Genomic DNA, 23451 nt, shown 5'->3' with positions numbered 1-23451 from the left:
GCCACCCGCGGATCCACCACCCACACCAGCCACCACAACTAGGAGTTCGTTCCCGTGAGTGAGAACGGCGGCACCTTCGACCTCGTCGTCCTTGGCGGCGGCAGCGGCGGCTACGCGGCAGCGCTCCGCGCCGCCGAGCTGGACATGAGCGTCGTCCTGATCGAGAAGGACAAGCTCGGCGGCACGTGCCTGCACCGCGGCTGCATCCCCACCAAGGCCCTCCTGCACTCCGCCGAGGTCGCCGACTCCGCCAAGGAGAGCGAGGCCTTCGGCGTGAAGGCCAGCTTCGAGGGCATCGACATCGAGGCCGTGCACAAGTACAAGGACAAGGTGATCGGCGGCCTCTTCAAGGGCCTGACCGGCCTCGTCAAGTCCCGCAAGATCACCGTCGTCGAGGGCGAGGGCAAGCTCACCGGCAAGGACGAGGTGACCGTCGGCGACACGGTGTACAAGGGCCGCAACATCGTCCTGGCCACCGGCTCCAAGCCCAAGACCCTGGGCCTGGAGATCGACGGCGAGAAGGTCATGACCAGCGACCAGGCCCTCGACCTGGGCCGGGTCCCCGAGTCCGTCATCGTCCTGGGCGGCGGCGTGATCGGCGTGGAGTTCGCCAGCGTGTGGCGTTCCTACGGCGCCGACGTCACCATCGTCGAGGCCCTGCCGCACCTGGTGCCGGTCGAGGAGGAGTCGAGCTCCAAGCTGCTGGAGCGCGCCTTCCGCAAGCGCAAGATCAAGTACGAGCTCGGCACCCCGTTCGAGTCGGTCAAGACCACCGACTCCGGCGTGACGGTCACCCTCAAGGGCGGCAAGACCCTCGACGCCGAGGTGCTGCTGGTCGCCATCGGCCGCGGCCCCGTCTCGGAGGGCCTGGGCTACGAGGAGCAGGGGATCACCCTGGAGCGCGGCTTCGTCCAGGTCGACGAGAACCTGCACACCGGCGTCGGCGGCGTCTACGCCGTGGGCGACCTCATCCCCACCCTCCAGCTCGCCCACGTCGGCTTCGCCGAGGGCATCTTCGTCGCCGAGCACATCGCCGGGCAGAACCCGCCCGCGATCGACTACGACGGTGTGCCCCGGGTCACGTACTGTGAGCCCGAGGTCGCCTCGGTGGGCCTCACCTCCGCGGTGGCCAAGGAGCGCGGCCACGACATCGTGGAGATGAACTACAACCTGGCGGGCAACGGCAAGAGCCAGATCCTCCAGACCTCCGGCGCGATCAAGGTCATCGCCGAGAAGGACGGGCCGGTGCTGGGCGTCCACATGGTCGGCAGCCGCGTCGGCGAGCTGATCGCCGAGGGGCAGCTCATCTACAACTGGGAGGCGCTGCCCTCCGAGGTGGCCCAGCTCATCCACCCGCACCCGAGCCAGTCCGAGGCGCTGGGCGAGGCGCATCTGGCCCTGGCCGGCAAGCCGCTGCACGTCCACGACTGACCGCACCACCCGGGGGCGGGCCCACACGGCCCGCCCCCGCACACATCCGCGCTGCCCAGTCAAGGGGTTGGGCAGAGACCGCGCCCAGATCCAACGAGGAACCCATGCCGACTTCCGTTTCCATGCCCGCCCTGGGTGAGAGCGTCACCGAGGGGACCGTCACCCAGTGGCTCAAGAACGTGGGCGACACCGTCGAGGTAGACGAGCCGCTCCTTGAGGTCTCCACCGACAAGGTGGACACCGAGATCCCGTCCCCGGTCGCCGGTGTACTCACCAAGATCCTGGTGGACGAGGACGAGACCGTGGAGATCGGCGCCGAGATCGCCGTCATCGGCGGCGAAGGCGAGAGCACCGACGAGACCGGGTCCGCGCCCGCCGCCGAGACCGCCCGGCCCGAGGCGGAGCCGGAGCCCGAGCCGGAGGCCGAGCCGGAGGCCGCCCCGGAGCCCGAGGCCGCCGCCGAGCCCGAGCCGGCCGCGTCCCCCGCCGCGTCCGCCCCGTCCTCCGACGGACCCACCACGTCGGTGACCATGCCCGCCCTGGGTGAGAGCGTCACCGAGGGGACCGTCACCCAGTGGCTCAAGAGCGTGGGCGACACCGTCGAGGTGGACGAGCCGCTCCTCGAGGTCTCCACCGACAAGGTGGACACCGAGATCCCGTCCCCGGTCGCCGGTGTACTCACCAAGATCCTGGTGGACGAGGACGAGACCGTGGAGATCGGCGCCGAGATCGCCGTCATCGGCGGCACCGGGGGCGAGGCGCCCTCCGCCTCCGAGGCGCCCGCGCCCCCTCAGGCCGAGCCCACGCCGGAGCCGAAGGCCGAAGCGAAGCCCGAGCCCGCCCCGGAGCCGAAGGCCGAAGCGAAGCCGGAGCCCGAGCCGGCCCCCGCCGCGCGCGCGGACTCGGCGGACGACGGCCCCTCCGTGGACATCGAGACCCTCAGCGGCACCGGCCGGGCCTCCGGCACCGACGCCGTCACCGAGGCGTACGTGACGCCGCTGGTGCGCAAGCTCGCGTCCGAGCACCGCGTGGACCTGGGCCGGGTGAGCGGCACGGGCGTGGGCGGCCGCATCCGCAAGCAGGACGTGCTCAAGGCGGCGGAGGAGCAGAAGGCCGCCGCCGCGCGCGCCGCCGCCCCCGCGGCGCCCTCCTCGGCCCCCCGCAAGGTCGCCGCCGACACCTCGCTGCGCGGGCGGACCGAGAAGCTGACCCGCCTGCGCCAGTCCATCGCGGACCACATGGTGGAGTCGCTGCACGTCTCCGCGACGGCCACGCAGGTCATCGAGGTGGACGTCACCAAGATCGCCCGCCTGCGCGAGCAGGTCGCCAAGCGGGACGGGGCCGCCCCGGACTTCTTCGCGTTCTTCGGCCTGGCCGCGGTCGAGGCCCTCAGGACCCACCCCAAGCTCAACGCGGTCATCGACGGTGACAAGCAGGAGGTGACCTACCACGACGTCGAGAACCTCGCCGTCTCGGTGGACACCGAGCGCGGTCTGCTCGCCCCGGTCGTGAAGGACGCGGGCAAGCTGAACCTGGACGGGCTCGCCCGCACGATCACCGACCTGAGCGAGCGTGCCCACACCGGCAGGCTCGGCCCGGACGAGCTGGGCGGCGGCACGTTCACCATCGCCGAGACCGGGTGCACCGGCGCCCTGTTCGGCACGCCGATCATCAACCAGCCGCAGGTGGCCATCCTCGGCACCGGCGCGATCGTCAAGCGCCCCGTCGTGGTCGAGGACCCGGCCATGGGCGGCGAGGTGATCGCGGTGCGCTCGATGGTCTACCTGTCGCTGGCCCACGACCACCGCCTGATCGACAGCGCCGACGCCGGACGCTTCCTCCAGACCGTGAGGGAGCGGCTGGAGGAGGGCGACTTCGAGCGCGAGCTCGGCCTCTCCTAGGATCCGCGTGTTCCGGCCGGGCCGGGCGCCGTCTTCGGCGCCCGGCCCGGTTCCGTTTCCAGCGCGCCTGATTTGACCTGAATCGCGGTTCAGGTCCTAACGTTGTCCCGTCACCCGGAAGAGAACGGACGCCGTTCCGCCCGAATCCCCGTGGGGCCGCCGGTCCCCGCGTGCCCAGGGCCGTCAGGCACGAAGACGACGAGGACCACATGGAAAACCTTCGGATCGCGGTCATCCTCGCTGGCAACGGCAGGGGCCGCACCGGCCCCGCCGTCTCGCGGTGGTTCGTGGAGCGCACGGCGAAGCACCCCGACCCCCGCCTGCGGTTCGACGTCCTGGACGTGGACGGCATCGGCCCCGAGGACGGCCACGGCGGCCCGATGGCGCCCCATGCGGCGGAGGTCGTCGACGCCGCCGACGGGTTCGTGGTCGTCACACCGGAGTACAACCACGGCTACCCCGGCGGGCTCAAGAGCGCGATCGACTCCGCGCGCCGGGAGTGGTTCGCCAAGGCCGTGGGGTTCGTCTCCTACGGCGGGATGTCCGGCGGCCTGCGGGCGATCGAGCAGCTGCGCTCGGTCTTCTCGGAGCTGCACACCGCGACCATCCGGGACACCGTCAGCCTGCACAACGCGCAGTCGATGTTCGGCGACGACGGCGAGCCCGCCGTGGACATGTCCGGCGCGGAGGCGGCCGTGGATCGGATGCTGGGCCAGCTGGCCTGGTGGGCGCAGGCCCTGCGCGAGGCCCGCGAACGCCGCCCCTACCCCGGCTAGCGGGCCGGCCGGAAGCGCTGCCCGTACGCCGTGAGTGGTCGCAGGACGGGGTTGGACGGGGTTGGACGGGGTGGCCGCCGGGCTCGACGGCCGCCCCCGTCGGACCCCGGGCCGGGCCGCCCCGGCCGAGGCGCTCGACGAGCTCCCCGTCGCCGCCACCACGTGACCCCGAGGCGCCGAGCCCCGCCACGAGTACGAGATCGCGGACGAGGGGCGGGTCCGCGCCCGCCCCGGCGCGGGGTCAGAGGTCGATGACCACCTTCACCTGGTCGCCGGCGGGCTCCGCGAACACCCGGGGGGCCAGGTCGAGCGGGAGCCGGCGGGTGATGAGCCCCCGCAGCCAGTCCCGGTCGGCCGCGGCCAGGTGCCGCGCCGCCAGCTCGTAGTGGCGGCGGTTCGCGTTGACCGAGCCGAAGAGCACGTCGTTGTCCAGGACCAGCCTCCGGCTCAGGCGGCCGGGGCTCACCTCGACGCGGGCGCGGCCGGCGCTGAGGCCGACGTAGCAGACGATCCCGTCGGCGGCGTTGTGGACCGCCGTGTCGAGGACGAGGGCTTCCGCGCCGGTGGTCTCGATGATCACGTCGAGCGCGAACTCCTGGGCGATCTCAGCGACGCCCCCCGTGTGGTAGGTCGCCCCCAGCGCGGCGACCAGGTCCGGCTTGGGGCCGCTCCCGACCCTGTCGAGGACGTGCACGTCGAGGCCGCGCCGGACCCCGATCAGGGCCGCCAGGAGTCCGATGGGCCCGGCGCCGGTGACGAGCGCGGTGCGCGGCTCGAACCAGGCCCGCCGTCCGATGCTCTCCACGTGCTCCCACGCCTTCGCCACGATCGTGGTCGGCTCCATCAGGACTCCGACCTCCTCCAGCGCCGGGTCGAGCCGGACCGCGTAGTCGGCCGGGACGGTCCACTGCTCCGAGCCGTAGCCGTGGATCTCCTTGATACCGCGCTCCGTGAACCCGCCGTTGCGGCACATGTCGAACTCCCCGTGCGCGCACGGCCCGCAGGGGACGGGGTCGGGTCTGCGGACGATGCCGACCACCAGGTCGCCCGGGGCGAATCCGGACCCGGGCGGCGCCTCGCGCACCCGGCCGAGGGACTCGTGCCCCAGGACGAGGCGGTCGTGGCCGGGCGGGGCGGTGCCGTACTCGCCGTCGACGATCTCCTTGTCGGTCCCGCAGATTCCCAGCGCCACGCCGTCGATGAGGAGTTCCCCCTCTTCCGGCACCGGCGGGTCGACCTCGTCCACCGTCACCGACCCGGCCGTCATCGGCGTCACCATCAGAGCCCGCATGAGTCCCCCGCTGTCGTCGTGCGTACGGCGCGGCACGCGCCCGCCCTCGGGTACTGCCCCCGCCCCGCGGCCGGAAAGCCGGGTTGGGGGACTCATGTCCGCGTTATTGCCACGGTGGAGGCTTCGCCCGGGAGGTCAGCGGCGCCGCCGGCGCCACGAGTACCAGCGGTGCCGGTACCTGTCCACGGGCGGACGCCACGGCAGCCACGGCAGCCACGGGACCCCCGGGGGATGCGGGACCTCCAGGTCGGCCTCGTCCTCCCGCAACGCCTCCTCGGCCTCCTCGAACCTGATCCCGGCGAACACCATGATGTCGGTGGCGACCATCTCGACCGCCAGGTGCGTGGCGGTGGTCACGGGGTCGCCGCCCGTGTCCTGCGCGTCGAACCTCCGGGCGGACCGGAGGGCCCCCTCCACCGCCTCCTGGCGCGCCCGGCGGCTGCTGAGGTCGTCGGCGAGCGTGTACAGCGCCGAGGCCATGCGGCTGACGACGGGCGCGAGCTCGTGGCGCTCGTCCTCGCTCATGGCCGCGGTGGTCCTCGCGAGGAACAGGCAGCTCTCCCCGAGCAGGATGAGGCGGTCGATCACCTCGTCCTCGGCGAGGACCGGCGCCGGGTCGCCCCACCGGATGGTGGAGAGGCGGACCGTGTGGCGGCTGTTCTCCCTGGCGCGGCTGAGCTCCGCCATCGGCCTGCTCAGGTCTCCCAGCCACGTGACCATCTCCTGGCTGGAGGATTCGTCGTCCCGCCGCAGCGCGCGGCCGGAGACGTCGAGCATGTGGGCCATCTCGGTCAGCGCGTCCGCCTCGATCCGGCGCAGGATGGCGACCAGCCTGGCGGGGAACAGCAGCTGGCTGAACACGAGCGCCACCCCGGCCCCGATGAGCGCGTCGGTGAGCCGGCCCAGCCCCGCGTGCCCTCCCCCGAAGTTCACGGCGAAGACCACGGTGAGGATCGCGCTGGCCGCCGCCTGGCCGATCACGATCCGCTGGACGCCGATCGCCAGGGCGGCCGTCATCGCCAGGCCGACGCCCAGTGCGAGCGCGCCGTAGCCGCCGCCCCCGGTGAGGGCGATCGCGACCTCGCCGGAGATGATGCCGAACACCACGCCCGTGAGCAGCCGGACCGCGTTGGCGCCCCGCTCCCCGCCCGAGGTGTTGAGCGCGATGACCGCCGCGATCGGCGCGAAGAAGGGGTCGTGGTCCTGGACGAGGCCGCCGGCCACGGTCCACGCCACCACCGCGGCCACGACGGCCTGGACCACCGACCAGAAGTGGACGGTCACGCGTTCCCGGGCGTCCTCGGCCGCGACCGCCAGCCGGCGCCGGCCGGCGCGCAGCGGCGGGGGAGTCCTCCTCACGGCCGCCTCAGGGGCCGGGGGCCGGCGGGGTCGTGGGATCCGGGACCGGTCCGCCGCGGGGGCGGGTCCCGGCGGCACGGACGTGGAGCATGGCGACGCCTTCCTGTCCTGGACGCCCTGGGCGCGAACGGGCACTGCGTCCATGCTCCGCCGCGAGGGCCCGCGACGGGAGCGGACACACCGCAGGGGGGCGGGCATGGCCCAGTCCTTACCCTCGGCGTGCCGAGCAGGTGTGCGGGCGGGCTCCGGGGCCGCGCGGAGGAATCCTGCGCGAGGAGGGCGGGAAAGGCGGACGGGGCGGCGCCTGTGGCGCCGCCCCGTCTTTCTACCCCACCAATCACCATCCCCTGATGATCCCCATCATCAAAGGTCTGTGGACGGGCGCCACGACAGCCAGCCCGACAGCGTGTCGCCCACAGTGACTCCGCAATGACGCGGAGTTCCCTGCTCCACCTTCAAAGTAGAAGAGCGGAGGGTCTCCCCGCAGCGTTTTCGCAGAAAAAGCCCGAGAAAACTTCTGGGAGGCCCCGCGGGGCCTTCCGCCCCCTCTTCCGCGGGAGGTCCGGGATCCTCCGGGTAGACCCTGGGCATGAGAGTGGCTATCACTGGGGCCTCCGGGCTCATCGGCGGGGCGCTGGCCGCGTCCCTGCTCGACGACGGACACACGGTGGTGCGCCTGGTCCGGCGCCTTCCGCGTGGCGGCACCCCTCCGAACGTGGAGGAGGCGGAGTGGCGCCCCGAGCAGGGGCGCGTCGACACCGTGGCCCTGCACGAGGCCGACGCCGTCGTGCACCTGGCCGGGGCCCCGGTCGGACCCACCGTGTGGACCAGGCACCGGCGCACGGTCATCCGGCGCAGCCGGGTCCGCGGCACCCGCACCCTGGCCCGGGCGCTGGCGGGGATGCCCTCCCCTCCCCCGCGGCTGCTGACGGCGTCGGGGATGCACTACTACGGGGACACCGGGGGCGGGGTGGCCACCGAGGAGAGCCCTCCGGGCGCGGGTTTCCTGGCCCGGACGTGCCAGGCCTGGGAGGAGGCGGCGGCCCCGGCCCTCGAGGCGGGCCTGTCCGTGGCGTACATGCGCACGGCGGTGGTGCTCGACCGCTCGGGGGGCCTGCTGCGCACGCTGCTGCCGCTCTACCGGGCCGGCCTGGGCGGACGCCTGGGGTCGGGGGCGCAGTACATGAGCTGGATCGCGCTGCGCGACCAGGTGGGGGCGATCCGGTTCCTGCTGGAGCACCCGGAGGTGACGGGGCCGGTGAACATGTGCTCGCCGGAGCCGGTGAGCAACGCCGCGTTCACCCAGGCCCTGGGGGAGGTCCTGCGGCGCCCCACGGTCATCCCGGTCCCCGCGACGGCGCTGCGCGCGACCCTGGGCGACTTCGCGGAGGAGACCTCCCTGATCGACCTGAGGGCCGCGCCCGAACGCCTGGAGCGGGCCGGCTATTCCTTCCTGCTGCCCACCATCGACAGTGCGCTATCCGACATCCTGGCCCGACCGGCGCACCGCGCCGGGGCGTAAGGTGGTTGTGTGAGTGATCTCGTTTACGCATGGCTGGGCGACGCTCCCGTCCCGTACCACCAGGGCTGGGATCTCCAGAAGCGGCTCCACGAGGGCCGCGTCGCCGATGAGGTGGCCGACACCGTCCTGTTCCTGGAACACGAGCCCGTGTACACCGCGGGAAAGCGCACCGGGAGGTGGGATCGTCCCATCACTGATCCCGGCGCCCCCGTCGTGGACATCGACCGGGGCGGCAAGATCACCTGGCACGGCCCCGGCCAGCTGACGGTGTACCCCATCGTGCGCATGCCGGACCCCGTGGACGTGATCGCCTACGTGCGCATGCTGGAGGAGGCCGTCATCCGCTCCGTCGCGGAGTACGGCCTGACCGGCAGGCGGGTGGAGGGGCGGACCGGGGTGTGGCTCGACGCCGACCCCGGGCGCGGCCTGATCGAGCGCAAGGTCGCCGCCATCGGGTGCCGGATCGCCCGCGGGGTCGGTATGCACGGACTCGCACTGAACTGCAACAATGACATGTCGTGGTTCGACCGGATCGTCCCGTGCGGAATCACCGACGCCGGGGTGACCTCGCTCTCCGCCGAACTCGGGCGCGAGGTGACCGTGGCCGACGTGAGGCCCCGGATGGAACGGCACCTGGCGGACGTCCTCGGCGCGGAGGGGTACAGCCACGCCGACGGCGCCGAGCTGCTCGGCGCCACCGCCCGTGGATGACACACCACACCATGAGCCAGTCCCCACCGGGACGCAGCCGCCCCCACGAAGGGCGAGAGGGTCCCGTCACGGGGCACAGAAGGGAACGGGTTCACGTTGACCATCGCTCCTGAGGGCCGCAGGTTGCTGCGCGTGGAGGCGCGCAACAGCGAGACCCCCATCGAGAAGAAGCCGCCGTGGATCAAGATCAAGGCGCACATGGGGCCCGAATACACCGAGCTCCAGTCCCTGGTCAAGAGCGAGGGCCTGCACACGGTGTGCCAGGAGGCCGGGTGCCCCAACATCTACGAGTGCTGGGAGGACCGGGAGGCGACGTTCCTCATCGGCGGCGACCAGTGCACGCGGCGCTGCGACTTCTGCCAGATCGCCACGGGCAAGCCCAGCGCCCTGGACCGGATGGAGCCGACCAAGGTCGCCAACTCCGTGAAGAAGATGGAGCTGCGCTACGCCACCATCACCGGTGTGGCCCGTGACGACCTCGAGGACGGCGGCGCCTGGCTGTACGCCGAGACGGTCCGCAAGATCCACGAGCTCAACCCGGACACCGGCGTCGAGCTGCTCATCCCCGACTTCAACGCCGACCCCGACCAGCTGGCCGAGGTCTTCGGCTCGCGGCCCGAGGTGCTGGCGCACAACGTCGAGACGGTGCCCCGGATCTTCAAGCGCATCCGTCCGGGCTTCCGCTACGAGCGCTCCCTCCGGGTCATCACCGAGGCGCGCGCGGACGACCTCGTCACCAAGTCGAACCTGATCCTGGGCATGGGCGAGACCCGTGAGGAGATCAGCGAGGCGATGCGCGACCTGCACGAGGCCGGCTGCGACCTGCTCACCATCACCCAGTACCTGCGCCCCTCCAAGCTGCACCACCCGATCGACCGGTGGGTGAAGCCCGAGGAGTTCGTGGAACTGGGCCAGGAGGCCGAGGAGATCGGCTTCGCCGGCGTCATGTCGGGGCCGCTGGTGCGCTCGTCCTACCGCGCGGGCCGCCTCTACAAGCAGGCCCGCGAGAAGCGCGACGCCGAGAACGCCGCCCTGGCGGGCGGCGTCTGATGGGCGTTTCGCCCGAGTCGTGACCAAGCTGGAACGGTGGCCCACGGGCCACCGTTCCTCATGTAGGGGCACCTCCACATATCCTGGTGGCGAGAGGCGCCCAGCTGGCCGGCGCCGTGAGGCGCAGCACCCAGGTCGACCGCGAAGAGGAGGCAAGGCAGCCCAGGGACCCCGTCCCCGCCGACACCGCGTCGGCGCGCTGCCTGAGAGCACGATGGCGAAAAAGCCCAAGGGTTCAGAGACCACGACCCCCGCCAAGGGCGGGGCCGAGAAGCAGCCCGGTCGGCTCAAGCAGATCGGCATGGTCGCCAAGGTCGTCCACCAGCAGAGTCCCCGCAGCATCCCGCTGGCGGTCGGTGTCGCGGTGGTCGTCCTCGCGGTCTTCGTCGGCATCGGCATCTGGACCGGCTCCTGGATCCTGTGGCCGCTGACGGGCCTGCCGGTCGCCTTCCTGACCGGTTTCATCATCTTCACGCGCTCCGCGCAGCGCGTCCAGTACAAGATGCTGGACGGGCGCCTGGGCGCGGGCATGGCGATCCTGGACAACATGCGCGGCAACTGGGTGGTCGAGCCGGGCGTGGCCGCCAACAAGCAGATGGACGTCGTCCACCGCGTGGTGGGGCGGCCGGGCGTGATCCTGGTCGGCGAGGGCGACCCGGGCCGGCTCAAGCCGCTGATCGCCGGGGAGAAGAAGCGGGTCGCGCGGGTCGCGCACGACACGCCCATCTACGACTTCAAGGTCGGCAACGGCGAGGGCCTGGTGCCGATCTCCAAGCTCCAGCGCACTCTGGTCAGGCTCCCGCGCAACCTGGACAAGTCCGGGGCCGCCGAGCTGAACTACCGCCTCAAGGCCCTGCCCGCCAAGATGCAGATGCCCAAGGGCCCGATGCCCAAGGGCGCGAAGATGCCCCGGGGCATGCGGGGCCAGATGGGCGGGTAGCGACCCGGCCGGCCTCTCACGGACACGGGACGGGGGCCGTCGCACCGACAGGTGCGGCGGCCCCCGTTCGCGTGCGCGGCCGTGCCGCTTCCCGCCCGCCCCGGCGCGGCCCGCAGGCCACCTCCCGGCAGGCGGGCCCCCGGCCCAGGGCGGCACGGGTGGGGAAGCGGATCGCCCCCGCCCGGTCGTTCTCGGGCACGGACGGGTCGACGCCGGTGCCACCGACTCGTTCGGCGGGCCCGGTGAGGGTCGTACCGTGTCGGGCCGGAAGCTCGTCCAGGCGCACGCGGACGCCGTCGTCCTCCTCGGGGGCGTCGGACCGGCCCCCGACGTCCCGGAGCCCTTGCGGAGGACCTCCGCCGGCGCGGCCGTGAGGAAGCCGGTGAAGAGGTGGACGGGGCAGACGCCGCCCTCACCGTTCGGGTCCGGGGCGGCGGACCGGAGGGGTCCGTCGCGCACCGCCTCGGACGGGGCTCGCCCCCGGCGACGCGAACGGCCCTCCCGGACCGGCCCGGAACACGACGAGGCCCCGTCGGCACCGGACAGGCGCCGACGGGGCCCTCGACGCGGCAGCGCCGCCGTTCCGTGGCCTACTCGCAGGAGACCGTGTCGTCGGCGGCCGAGGTGCCCTCCAGCTCAGCGAGGGCGCCGCTGCCGCCCCCGCCGTCGCCCCCGAAGGTGATGGGGCCCCAGTCGTCGGCGCCCATCACCAGCTCCAGCTCCGTCCCGAGGTCGGGGACCTCCTCGATCTGGGCGGCGGAGAGCACCGAGGCGAGCTCCTCGGCGTGCGCGGCCTGGCCGGGGCCGTGGTAGACCGTGGTGGCGGTCGGCTGCCGCGCCCCGGGGTTGCCCGTCCCGGTGACGACGAAGCCGCCCTCCAGGAGGCGCTGCTCGACCTGGCTCCCCAGCCCGTCGACGCCCGTGCCGTTGAGGACCCGGACGGAGACGTCCCCCGGCTCGACGGGGGCCTCCTCCTCCGCCTCCTCCTCCGGGGCGGCCTCCTCCTCTTCCTCCTCCAGCACCTCGCCGGAGGCCACCGAGGCGAAGAGCTCGTCGGCGGCGGGCTGCTGGAACGCGACCTTGTTCGGGTCGCTGGGGGCGTCGACGACCGGGACCGTCACCATGTTCATCCGCCCGAGGTCCACCTGGCGCATGGCGATGGCCAGCTCGGCCATCTTGTCGGTGGTCAGGCCGTCGTCGGTCACCATGCTGTCGGTGACCGAGCCGATGAAGTCGTAGAGGGTGGTCGGGCTGCTCAGGATGTCGCCGCCGGTGACCTCGCGCAGGATCGCGCCGATCATCCGCTGCTGGTTCTCGATCCTGTTCAGGTCGCTGCCCTGCTCGGTGCTGTCCCGGGACCGCGCCAGGCCGAGGGCCTGCTCGCCGTTCAGGGTCTGCATCCCGGCGTCCAGCCGCAGGTGGGCCTTGGGGTCGTCGATCGGTTCGGGGACGCACATCTCGATGCCGCCGACGGAGTCGACGATGTTCTGGAACCCGGCGAAGTCGACCATCACCATGTGGTCGAGGTGGATGCCGGTGAGCGTCTCCACGGTGTTGCCCTGGCAGTCCATGCCGCCGTAGGTCATGGCGTGGTTGAGCTGGTCCACCGTCCCGGCGGTCACCCCCGGCGCCTCGCCGTTGGGCGCGCAGTCGGGCATCTCGATGATGAGGTCGCGCGGCATGTTGACCATGGTCACCCCGCCCCGGTCCACGTCGATGCTCACCACGACCAGCACGTCGGGCCGGATGCCGTTCAGCTCGTTGTAGGAGGCGTCCTCCCCCGCGCGCTCGTCGGTGCCGAGCAGGAGGATGTTGTGGATGCCGTCCACCTGGCTGGGGCGGTCCCCCCAGGCGTCGGTGTTGATCTCCTCGGTGGCGATGCTGAGGGCGTCCCGGTACCCCGCGTAGGCGGTCAGGCTCGTCGCTATGAGCACTCCGGTCACCCCGCACGCGACCCACTGACCGAGACTCATCCTCGCGGCGAGGGCCGAAGACACGTTTCTGGGAGCCAAGAGGGCACCTGCGATCCGGTATGGGACAAGGGCGGGTCCGCTCGGAGGAGAGCACCGCGCGGAGGGCGCGGGGCGACGCGGACGTAACGGCCGGATGGTACCGGAAGGGTACGCACCGTGTCAGATCGTATCCGGCTCGGAGGTCCGGATCAGCAGGCGCTCTCCGTCTCCTCCGCGGTGATGCCGCCGAGGTCGTCGGTGACCGAGACCTCCGGCGCGGAGGAGGCCCCGTCGGCGAACCCGGCCCAGTCGGGGGCCAGGACCAGCTCAAGGGTCTGGGAGAGGCCCTCGGCCTCCTCGGTGACCGCGGACTCCATGGACCCGGCCAGCATCTCGGCCGCGGCCTCCTGACCGGGGGCGTAGTAGACCGTCGTGGCCTCGGGGAACCGGGCGACCGGGTTGCCCGTGCCGGTGACCGTGTAGCCCTCTCCGGCGAGGACCGCCTGCACCTCCAGGGCGAGGCCGTCGACGCCCGCGTTGTTGAGGATCTCCACGGAGACGTCCTCGGGGGCCGGGCCCTGCTCGGCCTCCCCCTCCGACTCCCCCTCGGACTCCCCGCCGCCGTCCTCCCCGCCGCCCGCCAGGTCGGCGCCGGCGTTGATCGCCTCGAACAGGGCGGGGGCCTCGTCGCTCATGACCAGGCGGTTGGGGTCGGCGGGGTGCTGGCCGTTGGGGACCGTCACGAACTGGATGCGCTGGAGGTCGACCTCGCGCATGGAGATGGCGAGGTCGGTCATGGTGTCGACGGTGAGCTCGTCGTCGGTGGTGACCGAGTCGGTGACGGCGCCGAGGAAGTTGGTGATGGTGACCGGGCTGGTCATGACCTCGCTGCTGAGCACCTGGCGCAGCATCGCGCCCATGAACTCCTGCTGGCGGTCGATGCGGGACAGGTCGCCGCCGTCGCCCTGCGCGTAGCGGGAGCGCACGAAGCCGAGCGAGTCCTCGCCGTCCAGGGTCTGGAGCCCGGCGTCCAGGACCAGGTGGGCCTTGGGGTCGTCCACGGGCTCGGGGATGCACATCTCCACGCCGCCGATGGCGTCGACCATGTCCTTGAACCCGGTGAAGTCCATCATGACGAAGTGGTCGAGGTGCACGTCGGTCGCGTTCTCGACGGCCTGCCACTGGCAGCCGATGCCGCCGAAGGTCATCGCGGAGTTGATCATGCCGCTGTGCGGCGACATCCCCTCGTACCCCTCGACCGCCTCGCACGCGGGCAGGTCGACGACCAGGTCGCGGGGCAGGTTCACGAGGGTGGCCGCCCCGTTGTCGACGTTGATGCTGGCGATGAGCATCGTGTCGGGCCGCTCGCCCTCCGCTTCGCCGTAGTCGGCGTTCTCCCCCGAGCGGACGTCGGAGCCGATGATGAGCAGGTTCATCACGCCCTCGACGCTGGTGGGGCGGTCCCACGTCGTGTCCACCTGCGTGGTGGTGATGTTGCCGACGATGCCCTGGTACCAGCCGTAGCCTCCCAGGCTGACGACGACGGCGAGGGCGGTGGCGGCGCAGGCGACCCACTGTCCTGCGGACATCCGCACGGCACCGAGCGCGCCCGAGGGGCGGGGAGTGGAGCGTCTTCCAGCCATGCGAACCTTCGGAGGGTGCGATGAGACGTGGGGGGAGGTGCGGGGGCAGGACACCGTGAGGGTCGCGACCGTCCCCGGGGAAAGCGATGAACGGATGCTAACAGCAGCGGAAGCCCTGTCCGTACAGCCGTTCCGGCTGTCCGGTGGGACCGGTTCCGTTCAGTGAGGACTCAGTAACGCGTCGCCACCGTGCCCGCGGCGCGGTCGTGCAGCCCGCGGGTGTCCCGGTCGTAGATCACGGCCGGGATGACCAGGCACAGCAGGACCGTGCGCACGGTCATCGACACGAACCACGGCCAGGAGCGCTCACCTGTGGCGGTGATGCCGACGCCGACGAGGCGGCGCCCGACGGTGGTGCCGAAGAGGGTGAGGAGGAGGATGCTCACCACGGCGAAGACCACCAGGGCGGTGTTGCTGAGCATCGGGACGACCTCCTCCTGGGAGGCGGCGCCCGCTCCGACGACGCCCAGGCGGTAGAGGCCCCAGGCGATCATGAGGGCCAGGCACCAGTCCAGGGCGAGGCCGACGAGGCGCCTGATGACGCCGGGGACGGAACCGGACCCCTCCTCCGGCAGGCCGAGGCGGTTCCCCCGGTACTGGAAGTCGTCCTCGTGGATGGCCCCGGCGGCGCCGCCCCGGCTCTCGTCGCTCATGGCATCCACGGTATCCACCCGGTGGAGGGACCGGTCCGCGGGACGGCGGGACGGGGCGTGAGCAGGGCGACGGACACGCGTGTCCCGGACCACAACCACCCGTTCCGCGTGTCCCGATTTCGCACCCCGAGCGGTGGAATCACCGGGTCAGGCTGGTTGGTCTGCGAAAACGCCTGGCTCCGTAACATGCAGGAAACAATAGAGACATGGCACGGAAATCACGCGCTCCTAGCTTCGTTGACGAAGCCGGGAGACGGCGCGTGATCCGACGTGTCCGCGATGGAGCGGGCTCCGGTCCCATCGTCTCAGACACCTGCACGGAGGTTCGTTTTGTTCAGCAGCGTCGACGAGGTGCTCGCCTACATCCGGGACGAGGACGTCAAGTTCCTCGATGTCCGATTCACGGACCTGTTCGGGGGCGTCAACCACGTCACCCTCCCGACCTCGAACGTCGACGCCTCGACGTTCACCGACGGCCAGATGTTCGACGGGTCCTCGATCCGCGGCTTCCAGGCCATCCACGAGTCCGACATGCTGCTGCTGCCCGACCTGAGCACCGGCGTCCTGGACCCGTTCCGCAAGCACAAGACGCTGAACATGACGTTCTTCGTCCACGACCCGCTGACGCTGGAGTCCTACAGCCGGGACCCGCGCAACGTCGCCCGCAAGGCCGAGGCCTACCTCAAGGGCTCCGGGGTCGCGGACACCGCCTTCTTCGGCCCCGAGGCCGAGTTCTACATCTTCGACGACGTCAAGTTCGAGACGCGCTCCAACACCGGCTACTACGAGATCGACTCCATCGAGGGCGCCTGGAACACGGGCTCCGCGATCGAGGGCGGCAACCGCGGCTACCGTCCCCGGTACAAGGGCGGCTACTTCCCGGTCGAGCCGGTCGACCACTACAGCGACCTGCGCTCCGACATGGTGCAGACGCTGATCGACGCGGGCATCGACGTCGAGCTCCAGCACCACGAGGTCGGCACCGCCGGCCAGGCCGAGATCGGCATCAGGTTCGGCACGCTGCTCCAGCAGGCCGACAAGGTGCAGCTGTACAAGTACATCGTCAAGAACGTCGCCAACGAGGCGGGCAAGACGGCCACGTTCATGCCCAAGCCGCTGTTCGGCGACAACGGCTCCGGCATGCACTGCCACCAGAGCCTGTGGAAGGACGGCGAGCCGCTCTTCTTCGACGAGTCGGGCTACGGCCAGCTCTCCGACACCGCGCGCTACTACATCGGCGGCCTGCTCAAGCACGCCGACGCCCTGCTCGCCTTCACCAACCCGACGGTGAACTCCTACCACCGCCTGGTGCCCGGCTACGAGGCCCCCATCAACCTCGTCTACAGCCAGCGCAACCGCTCCGCCTGCATCCGCCTGCCGCTCACGGGCTCCAACCCGAAGGCCAAGCGCATCGAGTTCCGCGTGCCGGACCCGTCGGCCAACCCGTACCTGGCCTTCTCCGCCATGCTGATGGCCGGGATCGACGGCATCAAGAACAAGATCGAGCCGCCGGAGCCGGTCGACAAGGACCTCTACGAGCTGCCCCCGGCGGAGGCCTCGGCCATCAAGACCGTCCCGGCCTCGCTCGACGACGCCCTGCTGGCGCTGGAGGCCGACCACGAGTTCCTGCTCGAGGGCGGCGTGTTCACCAAGGACCTCATCGAGACCTACGTGGACTTCAAGCGCACCGAGGAGATCGACTCCCTGCGCCTGCGCCCGCACCCGCGCGAGTTCGAGCTCTACTACGACATCTAGGCGGTGACGCCCCGGCGTGCGCCTTCCGCAGGAGCGATCCACGGAAGGCGCACGCCGGACGTGTTCCCGGCCGACGCGGGGCCGGGGTCCCGGGGGGCCGCCGACGGCGTCGCGCACGCCGCCGGCGGCCCCTCCCGCTCCCTCCGCGAGGGCGTCGGCGCCGCGTACGGCGGGCCCGCGGTTCTCCCCCGGAGGCGGCGGGCCCCTGGCGTCCGGCGGGTTGCGGGTACGAACCGGGATACTTCCACCACCAGGGGCCCCGGCCGGATACACCGTGCGCAGGGGACCGAAACGAGGCGTGTTACCGACAGATGACGCCCTGTCCCGGCAGCCCCCGCCGCCACGGTTCCGGGGGCCCCGGCCCCGCGGCGCACGGGCGCGCGCCGTGGACACGACCCCCCGGAGCCGAGCGCCCGACGCCCTCCTCCCCGGGGCCGGCATCCGCCCGGATGCCGGCCCCGACCCGGTTCCGGGGCCTCCCCGCGCCCGCAGGGGCGGCGCGGCGGCCCCGGACCGAACGACCGCAAGCAGAGCCGTACGGTGTGCCCGCGGGCCGTCCGGCTACGGTTGACGCGTGGCAAGGGACGGAAACAACACCATGACAGCAGGCGCGCTCGCCAGGCGTGGCTTCAGCGACAGCACCCGGGCCCTGCGGCTGATGACGGAGGCGGGCCTGGACGCCCGGGCCGACACCGCCGTCATCGACGCCCTCGCGGCCGCCCCCGACCCCGACCAGGCCCTGCTGGGGCTGATCCGGGTCCTGGAGTCCGACCCGGACCCGGCCGAGGTCCTGGACGTGCTGCGCGAGGAGTCCGACCTCCGGGCGCGGCTGAGCAAGGTCCTGGGCACCAGCCCCGCGCTGACCGACCACCTGGTGCGCCACCCGGGCGACTGGCGGGAGCTGCGGGGCGCGGACGCCGCCCGCTCCCCCGAGCCGGACGAGCTGCGCCGGGGCCTGCTGCACACCGTGGGGGCCGACCCCCACAGCGCGGCGCCGGCCGCCGACCCGGCCGTGGTCGGGGACGGGACGTCCGAGACCCTCCGGCACACCCTGCGGGTGGCGTACCGCAGGCGCCTGCTGCGGCTGGCCGGACGCGACCTGACGGGTCTGTGCACGGTCGACGAGGCCGCCGCGGAGCTGGCCGACCTGGCCGCGTCCATGCTGGACGCCTCCCTGGCCGTGGCCCGGGCCGAGCAGCCCGAGGACGCCGCGCTGTGCCGTCTGGCGGTGATCGGCATGGGCAAGTGCGGCGGCCGCGAGCTGAACTACGTCAGCGACGTGGACGTCGTGTTCGTGGCCGAACCCGCCGGGTCCGCGGACCCCGGGGCGCCGGTGGACGAGCAGGCCGCCATGCGCGCGGCCACGCGCCTGGCCACGGCGATGATGCGCATCCCGTCCGAGACCGACGCCGAGGGCGCCCTCTGGGAGGTGGACCCCGCCCTGCGGCCGGAGGGCAGGAACGGGCCGCTGGTGCGCTCGGTCTCGGGGCACCTGTCGTACTACGAGCGCTGGGCCAAGACGTGGGAGTTCCAGGCGCTGCTCAAGGCCCGGCCGATCGCCGGTGACGCCGGGCTGGGCCGGGCGTACACGGAGGCGATCCTGCCCCTGGTCTGGGAGGCGACCGGCCGCCAGGACTTCGTGGAGGACGTGCAGGCGATGCGCCGCCGCGTGGTGGCGCACATCCCCGCCGGCGAGGCCGAGCGGGAGCTGAAGCTGGGCCCGGGCGGGCTCCGCGACATCGAGTTCTCCGTCCAGCTGCTCCAGCTGGTGCACGGCCGCACCGACGACCGGCTGCGCTCGGGCAACACCCTGGAGGCCCTGGAGGCCCTGTCGGAGTCCGGGTACGTGGGGCGGCGCGACGCGGCCGGGCTGTCGGAGGCCTACCGCTTCCTGCGGCGGCTGGAGCACCTGCTGCAGCTGGAGCGGCTGCGGCGCACGCACCTGATGCCGGACCCCGGGAGCCAGGACGGCCCCGAGCACCTGCGCCGCCTGGGGCGGGCGCTGGGGTTCACCGCGAACCCGGTCAGGGAGCTGACCGAGGCGCGCCGCCGGGTGACGTCGGAGGTGCGACGCCTGCACGAGAAGCTGTTCTACCGCCCCCTCCTCAACGCGGTGGCCCAGCTGCCGGGCGAGGAGGCGCGGCTGTCGCCGGAGCACGCCAAGATCCGCCTGGAGGCGCTGGGGTTCGCCGACCCCGGCGGGGCCCTGCGCCACCTGGAGTCGCTGACGTCGGGGGTGTCCAGGCGGGCGTCGATCCAGCGGACGCTGCTCCCGGTGATGCTGGGCTGGTTCTCCGACTCCCCCGACCCCGACGCGGGCCTGTTCGGTTTCCGCCAGGTGAGCGACGCGCTGGGCACCACCCCGTGGTACCTGAGGCTGCTGCGCGACGACGTGCGGGTGGCCGAGCGCATGGCGTGGCTGCTGGGGACGAGCCGCTACGTGACGGAGCTGCTGCTGCGGGCCCCGGACGCGGTGGCGATGCTGGCCGACGACCAGGACCTGGTGCGGCGCGGCCCGAAGGTGCTCGAGGCCGAGGCCGAGGCGGCGCAGCGCCGGTACGACACGGCCGAGGAGTCGGTGGCGGCGGTGCGGGCGCTGCGCCGCCGCGAGCTGCTGCGCACGGCCGCCGCCGACCTGTTGGAGGTGTCGTCGGTCCGGGAGGTGGGCTCGGCGCTGACCGACATCGCCGCGGTGACGATCGAGGCCGCGCTGCGGCTGGCGCAGAACCGGGTCGTCGCGGCGTCCGGGGACGAGCCGCTGACCCGGGTGTGCGTGGTGGCGATGGGCCGCTTCGGCGGCGGCGAGCTGACCTACGCCAGCGACGCGGACGTGATGTACGTGCACGACCCCCTGCCGGGCGTCGACACGGGGGCCGCGACGAAGCAGGCGCTGGCGATCGTGCGCGAGCTGGCGCGGCTGCTGGAGATGCCCGCCGCCGAACCGCCCCTGAAGGTGGACACGGACCTGCGCCCGGAGGGCCGGAGCGGGCCCGTGGTGCGCACGCTGGAGTCGTACGCGGCGTACTACGGCCGCTGGTCCCAGGTGTGGGAGAGCCAGGCGCTGCTGCGGGCCAGGCCGATCGCCGGGGACCCCGAGCTGCGCAGGGCGTTCACGGAGCTGATCGACCCGGTCCGCTACCCCGAGGGCGGTGTCGACCCGTCGGCGGTGCTGGAGATCCGCAAGCTCAAGGCGCGGATGGAGGCCGAGCGCCTGCCGCGGGGGGCGGACCCCACCCTGCACACGAAGCTGGGCCGGGGCGGGCTGTCGGACGTGGAGTGGGTGGCGCAGCTGACGCAGCTGCGCCACGCCCACGAGTACCCGGGCCTGCGGACGACGGGGACCCTGGAGGCCCTGGACACGGCCGTGGCCCACGGGCTCCTCGCGGCGGACGACGGCGCGGTGCTGGAGCAGGCGTGGAGGCTGGCCTCGCGTGTGCGGGGCATGGTGATGCTGGTGCGGGGCCGGGGCGGTGACTCGCTGCCGTCCGACCTGCGGGTGCGCGCGGCGGTCGCGGGCGCGATGGGGTGCCGCAGCGCCGAGGACGAGGAGGGGGTGTGGGAGGGGCCGGCCGAGCAGTTGACGGAGGCCTACCTGCGCGCCACCCGGCGGGCGCGCGCGGTGATGGAGCGCGTCTTCTACGACGACTAGCGGGCCGGCCGCGGCGGAGCCCGCGGGGTGCGGGGCCGCCCCGCCGGACCCGGCCCCGGTGCGGGGCCGGTCGGGGGCACGGCGGGCGGGCGACGGCGCCGCGGCGGAGCCCGCCGGGTGTGCGGCCGCTCCTGCGCGGGCGCGTCACACCGGGTGCGCGGGGAGGGTGACCGTGACGACGAGCCCTCCCCCCTCGCGGGGGGCGGTGTCCAGGGTGCCGCCGTGGACGTCGACGACCCGGGCGACGAGGGCGAGTCCCAGGCCGTAGCCTCCCCCCGCCCCGGGGCCGCGCCCGTCCCGCCGGCGGGTGCGCCCCTCGCCCCGCAGGAACGGCTCGCGCAGCCGCGCCGCGGTCCCGGGCGTGTACCCGGGTCCGGTGTTCTCGATCCGGAGCGTGGTGAGCCCCCGGCGGGGGTCGTGGCCGGTGGCGGCCAGGGCGGTCCCGGGCGCGGTGTTGTGGCGGACGGCGTTCTGGACGAGGTTCGCGGCCAACTGCGCGAGGAGGGCCCCGTCGCCGAGCACAGGTGCGGCCTCCAGGCGCAGGTCCCAGGTCACGCCGCACCGCCGCGCCTCGTCACCGGCCTCGCGGACGGCCGCGCGGACCGTCCCGGCGAGGTCGAGCGGTGCGGCCGCGGCGGTGACGGCGTTGGCGTCGGCCAGCCGCAGCAGCGCCTCGGTGAGGCCCACCGCCCTGGCGTTGGTGATGCTGAGCCGTTCGACCAGGGCGGGGTAGTCCTGCCCGTCCGGGTTCTGCCGCGCCACGTCGAGGAGCGTCCCCGTGACGGCCAGGGGCGTCCGCAGTTCGTGGGAGGCGTTGGCGGCGAAGCGCTCCTGCGTGGCGAACGCGTCGTCGAGCCGGTCGAGCATGTGGTCGAAGGCGTCGCCGAGCCGCCGGAACTCGTCGTTGATCCCCGTGAGGCGGATCCGGTGGTCGAGGCGCCCCTCGGCGGCGAGCCGGACGGCCTCGTCGATGCGCTGGAGGGGGCGCAGCACCCACCCGGCCAGGAACCACCCCCCGGTGATCCCGATCAGGGCCAGGGCCGCGAGGAGCGCGCCGGACAGGTGGACGAGGACGGTGAGGATCTTCGACCTCGACGCGATGGGCAGGTGGGCCTCGGACGGGTTGGCGGCGGTCAGGGGGTAGTTCGGGACGTACCGCAGGACCACGTAGACGCCCGCCAGGAGGACGGCTCCGGCGGCGACGAGGAAGGCCGCATAGCTCAGGGCCAGGCGGAACCGCGCGCTGACCAGGGGCTTCGTCGGCCGCGGGCGGGCGGCGTTCACGCCTTGCCGCCGGGGGCGCCGAGGCGGTAGCCGGCCCCGGGGACGGTGACGACGGGGTCCGGTTCGCCGAGGGCCCGGCGCAGGGTCGAGACCGTGACCCTGGGGGCGCTCGTGAACGGGTCGGCGTTCTCGTCCCACACCTTCTCCAGCAGGGTCTCCGCGCTCACCACCCCTCCGTCCGCGCGCATGAGGAGCTCCAGGACGGCGAACTGCTTGCGCGCGAGCCGCAGGTAGCGGCCGTTCCGGTAGGCCTCCTTCCGGTAGGGGTCCAGGCGCAGGTCCCCGAACTCCAGCACGGGCGGGATCGCGGTCCGCGGGCGCCGGGCGAGCGCCCGCAGGCGCACGACCAGCTCCTCCAGCGCGAAGGGCTTGGTGAGGTAGTCGTCGGCGCCGAGCGCGAACCCGTCCACCTTGTCCCTGAGCCGTGTCGCGGCCGTCAGCATGAGCACCCTGGTGCCGGGGTGGTCCCTGACCACGGTCGCGCACACGTCGTCCCCGTGCGTGCCCGGGATGTCGCGGTCCAGGACCACGACGTCGTAGTCGTTGACGGCCACGCGCTCCAGGGCCTCGTCCCCGTCGAACACCGTGTCGGCGGCGATCGCCTCGTGGCGCAGGCCCGCCTGGAGCGCCTCGGCCATGAAGGCCTCGTCCTCGACGATCAGCACGCGCATGTGGTCCCCTCCTCCTCGGCGGTCCGCGCCCGCGGACGGACGCCCGAGTCTAGGCGGCGGCGTGTTGCGAAAACGTAGGCGGATCACCCGACGTCCCCGCAACATCCCCCCTGCTGGTCTGGTGCGGAGCGCCGGGCGGGCCCGTCCGGCGGAGAGGGGAGGGATCCCGTGGTCCGTGTTCCACCGATGCCGCGCGTCACCGGCCGCCCGGCCGCCGTCGCGGTCACGTCAGCCCTGTTCGCCGTGGCCCTGGCGGCCCTGTGGGGCCTGTCCCCGGGGCCGGCGGGGGGCGGGGAACCGCCGCTGGGGGCGACGGCGCCCGTCACCAGGTTCACGCCGCTGGACGAGGAGGACGGCTACCTGGCCGAGGGGGAGGGGGTGTCCCCGTTCGCGGAGGGCCTGCCCCTGCTGGAGCGGATGGACCCGGAACTGCTGGAGGCCGTGCGCGCCGCCGCGGCCGAGGCCCGGGAGGACGGGGTGGACGTGGTCGTCACCAGCGGATGGCGCAGCGAGCGCTACCAGCGGTTCCTCCTGGACGCGGCGGTCACGGTCTACGGGAGCGAGGAGGAGGCCGCGCGGTGGGTCGCCTCCGCGGAGTCCTCCTCCCACGTGAGCGGTGACGCGGTCGACATCGGCCGGACGGACGCCGCCGACTGGATGGGCCGGTTCGGGGACGCCCACGGGCTCTGCCGGACCTACGCCAACGAGATGTGGCACTTCGAGCTCGCGGCCGGGCCCGGGGGCGCCTGTCCGGCCCCGCGGGCGGACGCCTCGGCCGGTTGACCGCCCGGGCCCTTCCGGGGTGCGCCCCCGTGCCGGCGGGGGCGGCACGGGGGCACAGCCGGGGGGGGCGGGGGGGCGGC

The 23451-nt window shown here is 73.1% G+C and carries 17 protein-coding genes; 10 read left to right on the top strand and 7 right to left on the bottom strand.

Annotated features, from left to right (window positions below; translation table 11 throughout):
- Positions 1-54 precede the first annotated feature (54 nt).
- The 3 genes from lpdA (at position 55) to ABZ234_RS21845 (ending at position 4108) form a co-directional block, all read left to right on the top strand.
- Positions 55-1431: a dihydrolipoyl dehydrogenase gene (gene lpdA / locus ABZ234_RS21855; protein ID WP_267948857.1), complete on the top strand. Its 1377-nt coding sequence runs from the start codon at positions 55-57 to the stop codon at positions 1429-1431.
- 104 nt (positions 1432-1535) lie between these two features.
- Positions 1536-3332, top strand: a complete 1797-nt coding sequence (sucB, locus tag ABZ234_RS21850; protein WP_355013264.1) for a 2-oxoglutarate dehydrogenase, E2 component, dihydrolipoamide succinyltransferase — start codon at positions 1536-1538, stop codon at positions 3330-3332.
- Between the two features lie 209 nt (positions 3333-3541).
- Positions 3542-4108: an NAD(P)H-dependent oxidoreductase gene (locus ABZ234_RS21845; protein WP_355013263.1), complete on the top strand. Its 567-nt coding sequence runs from the start codon at positions 3542-3544 to the stop codon at positions 4106-4108.
- 241 nt (positions 4109-4349) lie between these two features.
- Here the strand turns inward: ABZ234_RS21845 and ABZ234_RS21840 are convergent, their stop codons facing one another.
- Together ABZ234_RS21840 and ABZ234_RS21835 are read right to left on the bottom strand one after the other, a co-directional pair.
- Positions 4350-5399, bottom strand: a complete 1050-nt coding sequence (locus ABZ234_RS21840) for a glucose 1-dehydrogenase (protein WP_355013279.1) — start codon at positions 5397-5399, stop codon at positions 4350-4352.
- 135 nt (positions 5400-5534) lie between these two features.
- Complete coding sequence (locus tag ABZ234_RS21835) at positions 5535-6716, bottom strand: FUSC family protein (RefSeq protein ID WP_344184198.1); 1182 nt, start codon at positions 6714-6716, stop codon at positions 5535-5537.
- A gap of 631 nt (positions 6717-7347) precedes the next feature.
- On the opposite strand from ABZ234_RS21835, the gene ABZ234_RS21830 reads away from it, so the two are divergent.
- The 4 genes from ABZ234_RS21830 (at position 7348) to ABZ234_RS21815 (ending at position 10981) form a co-directional block, all read left to right on the top strand.
- Positions 7348-8280 carry a TIGR01777 family oxidoreductase gene (locus ABZ234_RS21830; RefSeq protein WP_267948854.1) on the top strand — a complete coding sequence of 311 codons (933 nt, stop codon included), beginning with the start codon at positions 7348-7350 and terminating at the stop codon, positions 8278-8280.
- 9 nt (positions 8281-8289) lie between these two features.
- Positions 8290-8991 carry a lipoyl(octanoyl) transferase LipB gene (gene lipB, locus ABZ234_RS21825; protein WP_267948853.1) on the top strand — a complete coding sequence of 234 codons (702 nt, stop codon included), beginning with the start codon at positions 8290-8292 and terminating at the stop codon, positions 8989-8991.
- A 96-nt stretch (positions 8992-9087) separates the two neighbouring features.
- Positions 9088-10041, top strand: coding sequence for a lipoyl synthase (gene lipA / locus ABZ234_RS21820; RefSeq protein ID WP_267948852.1), 954 nt, complete (start codon positions 9088-9090; stop codon positions 10039-10041).
- 214 nt (positions 10042-10255) lie between these two features.
- Positions 10256-10981 carry a DUF4191 domain-containing protein gene (locus ABZ234_RS21815; RefSeq protein WP_267948851.1) on the top strand — a complete coding sequence of 242 codons (726 nt, stop codon included), beginning with the start codon at positions 10256-10258 and terminating at the stop codon, positions 10979-10981.
- Positions 10982-11571: 590 nt separating this feature from the next.
- On the opposite strand, the gene ABZ234_RS21810 is transcribed toward ABZ234_RS21815, so the two are convergent.
- From ABZ234_RS21810 to ABZ234_RS21800, 3 genes are all read right to left on the bottom strand, one after another.
- Entirely contained in the window at positions 11572-12954 is a 1383-nt protein-coding gene (locus ABZ234_RS21810; protein ID WP_344184195.1) for an LCP family protein, read from the bottom strand.
- A gap of 188 nt (positions 12955-13142) precedes the next feature.
- A complete protein-coding gene (locus ABZ234_RS21805; RefSeq protein WP_355013262.1) occupies positions 13143-14576 on the bottom strand; it encodes an LCP family protein in 1434 nt (477 codons plus the stop codon).
- A 170-nt stretch (positions 14577-14746) separates the two neighbouring features.
- Positions 14747-15229, bottom strand: coding sequence for an RDD family protein (locus ABZ234_RS21800; RefSeq protein ID WP_267948848.1), 483 nt, complete (start codon positions 15227-15229; stop codon positions 14747-14749).
- Positions 15230-15559: 330 nt separating this feature from the next.
- On the opposite strand from ABZ234_RS21800, the gene glnA reads away from it, so the two are divergent.
- Entirely contained in the window at positions 15560-16984 is a 1425-nt protein-coding gene (glnA, locus tag ABZ234_RS21795) for a type I glutamate--ammonia ligase (RefSeq protein ID WP_267948847.1), read from the top strand.
- 598 nt (positions 16985-17582) lie between these two features.
- Positions 17583-20633, top strand: a complete 3051-nt coding sequence (locus tag ABZ234_RS21790; RefSeq protein WP_267950298.1) for a bifunctional [glutamine synthetase] adenylyltransferase/[glutamine synthetase]-adenylyl-L-tyrosine phosphorylase — start codon at positions 17583-17585, stop codon at positions 20631-20633.
- 144 nt (positions 20634-20777) lie between these two features.
- Here ABZ234_RS21790 and ABZ234_RS21785 read toward each other — a convergent pair whose 3' ends face one another.
- Positions 20778-21917 carry a HAMP domain-containing sensor histidine kinase gene (locus ABZ234_RS21785; protein WP_355013261.1) on the bottom strand — a complete coding sequence of 380 codons (1140 nt, stop codon included), beginning with the start codon at positions 21915-21917 and terminating at the stop codon, positions 20778-20780.
- Positions 21914-22588: a response regulator transcription factor gene (locus ABZ234_RS21780; protein WP_344184192.1), complete on the bottom strand. Its 675-nt coding sequence runs from the start codon at positions 22586-22588 to the stop codon at positions 21914-21916. Before ABZ234_RS21780 ends, ABZ234_RS21785 begins: the two co-directional genes overlap by 4 nt.
- Positions 22589-22756: 168 nt before the next feature.
- On the opposite strand from ABZ234_RS21780, the gene ABZ234_RS21775 reads away from it, so the two are divergent.
- Positions 22757-23371 carry a M15 family metallopeptidase gene (locus ABZ234_RS21775; RefSeq protein WP_355013260.1) on the top strand — a complete coding sequence of 205 codons (615 nt, stop codon included), beginning with the start codon at positions 22757-22759 and terminating at the stop codon, positions 23369-23371.
- The last annotated feature ends 80 nt before the right edge of the window (positions 23372-23451 follow it).

This window comes from Nocardiopsis sp. NPDC006198, assembly GCF_040613895.1.
GTDB classification, from domain to species: domain Bacteria; phylum Actinomycetota; class Actinomycetes; order Streptosporangiales; family Streptosporangiaceae; genus Nocardiopsis; species Nocardiopsis tropica.
This window is presented reverse-complemented; position numbering and strand designations above follow the sequence as displayed.

Bases quoted from the DNA above. Each gene is read 5' to 3' on its own strand.
- ABZ234_RS21845 (WP_355013263.1), top strand. From the start codon at position 3,542: ATGGAAAACCTTCGGATCGCGGTCATCCTCGCTGGCAACGGCAGGGGC.
- ABZ234_RS21815 (WP_267948851.1), top strand. From the start codon at position 10,256: ATGGCGAAAAAGCCCAAGGGTTCAGAGACCACGACCCCCGCCAAGGGC.
- ABZ234_RS21780 (WP_344184192.1), bottom strand. From the start codon at position 22,588: ATGCGCGTGCTGATCGTCGAGGACGAGGCCTTCATGGCCGAGGCGCTC.
- ABZ234_RS21805 (WP_355013262.1), bottom strand. From the start codon at position 14,576: ATGGCTGGAAGACGCTCCACTCCCCGCCCCTCGGGCGCGCTCGGTGCC.
- ABZ234_RS21810 (WP_344184195.1), bottom strand. From the start codon at position 12,954: ATGAGTCTCGGTCAGTGGGTCGCGTGCGGGGTGACCGGAGTGCTCATA.
- ABZ234_RS21790 (WP_267950298.1), top strand. From the start codon at position 17,583: ATGACAGCAGGCGCGCTCGCCAGGCGTGGCTTCAGCGACAGCACCCGG.
- ABZ234_RS21830 (WP_267948854.1), top strand. From the start codon at position 7,348: ATGAGAGTGGCTATCACTGGGGCCTCCGGGCTCATCGGCGGGGCGCTG.
- ABZ234_RS21800 (WP_267948848.1), bottom strand. From the start codon at position 15,229: ATGAGCGACGAGAGCCGGGGCGGCGCCGCCGGGGCCATCCACGAGGAC.
- ABZ234_RS21840 (WP_355013279.1), bottom strand. From the start codon at position 5,399: ATGCGGGCTCTGATGGTGACGCCGATGACGGCCGGGTCGGTGACGGTG.
- sucB (WP_355013264.1), top strand. From the start codon at position 1,536: ATGCCGACTTCCGTTTCCATGCCCGCCCTGGGTGAGAGCGTCACCGAG.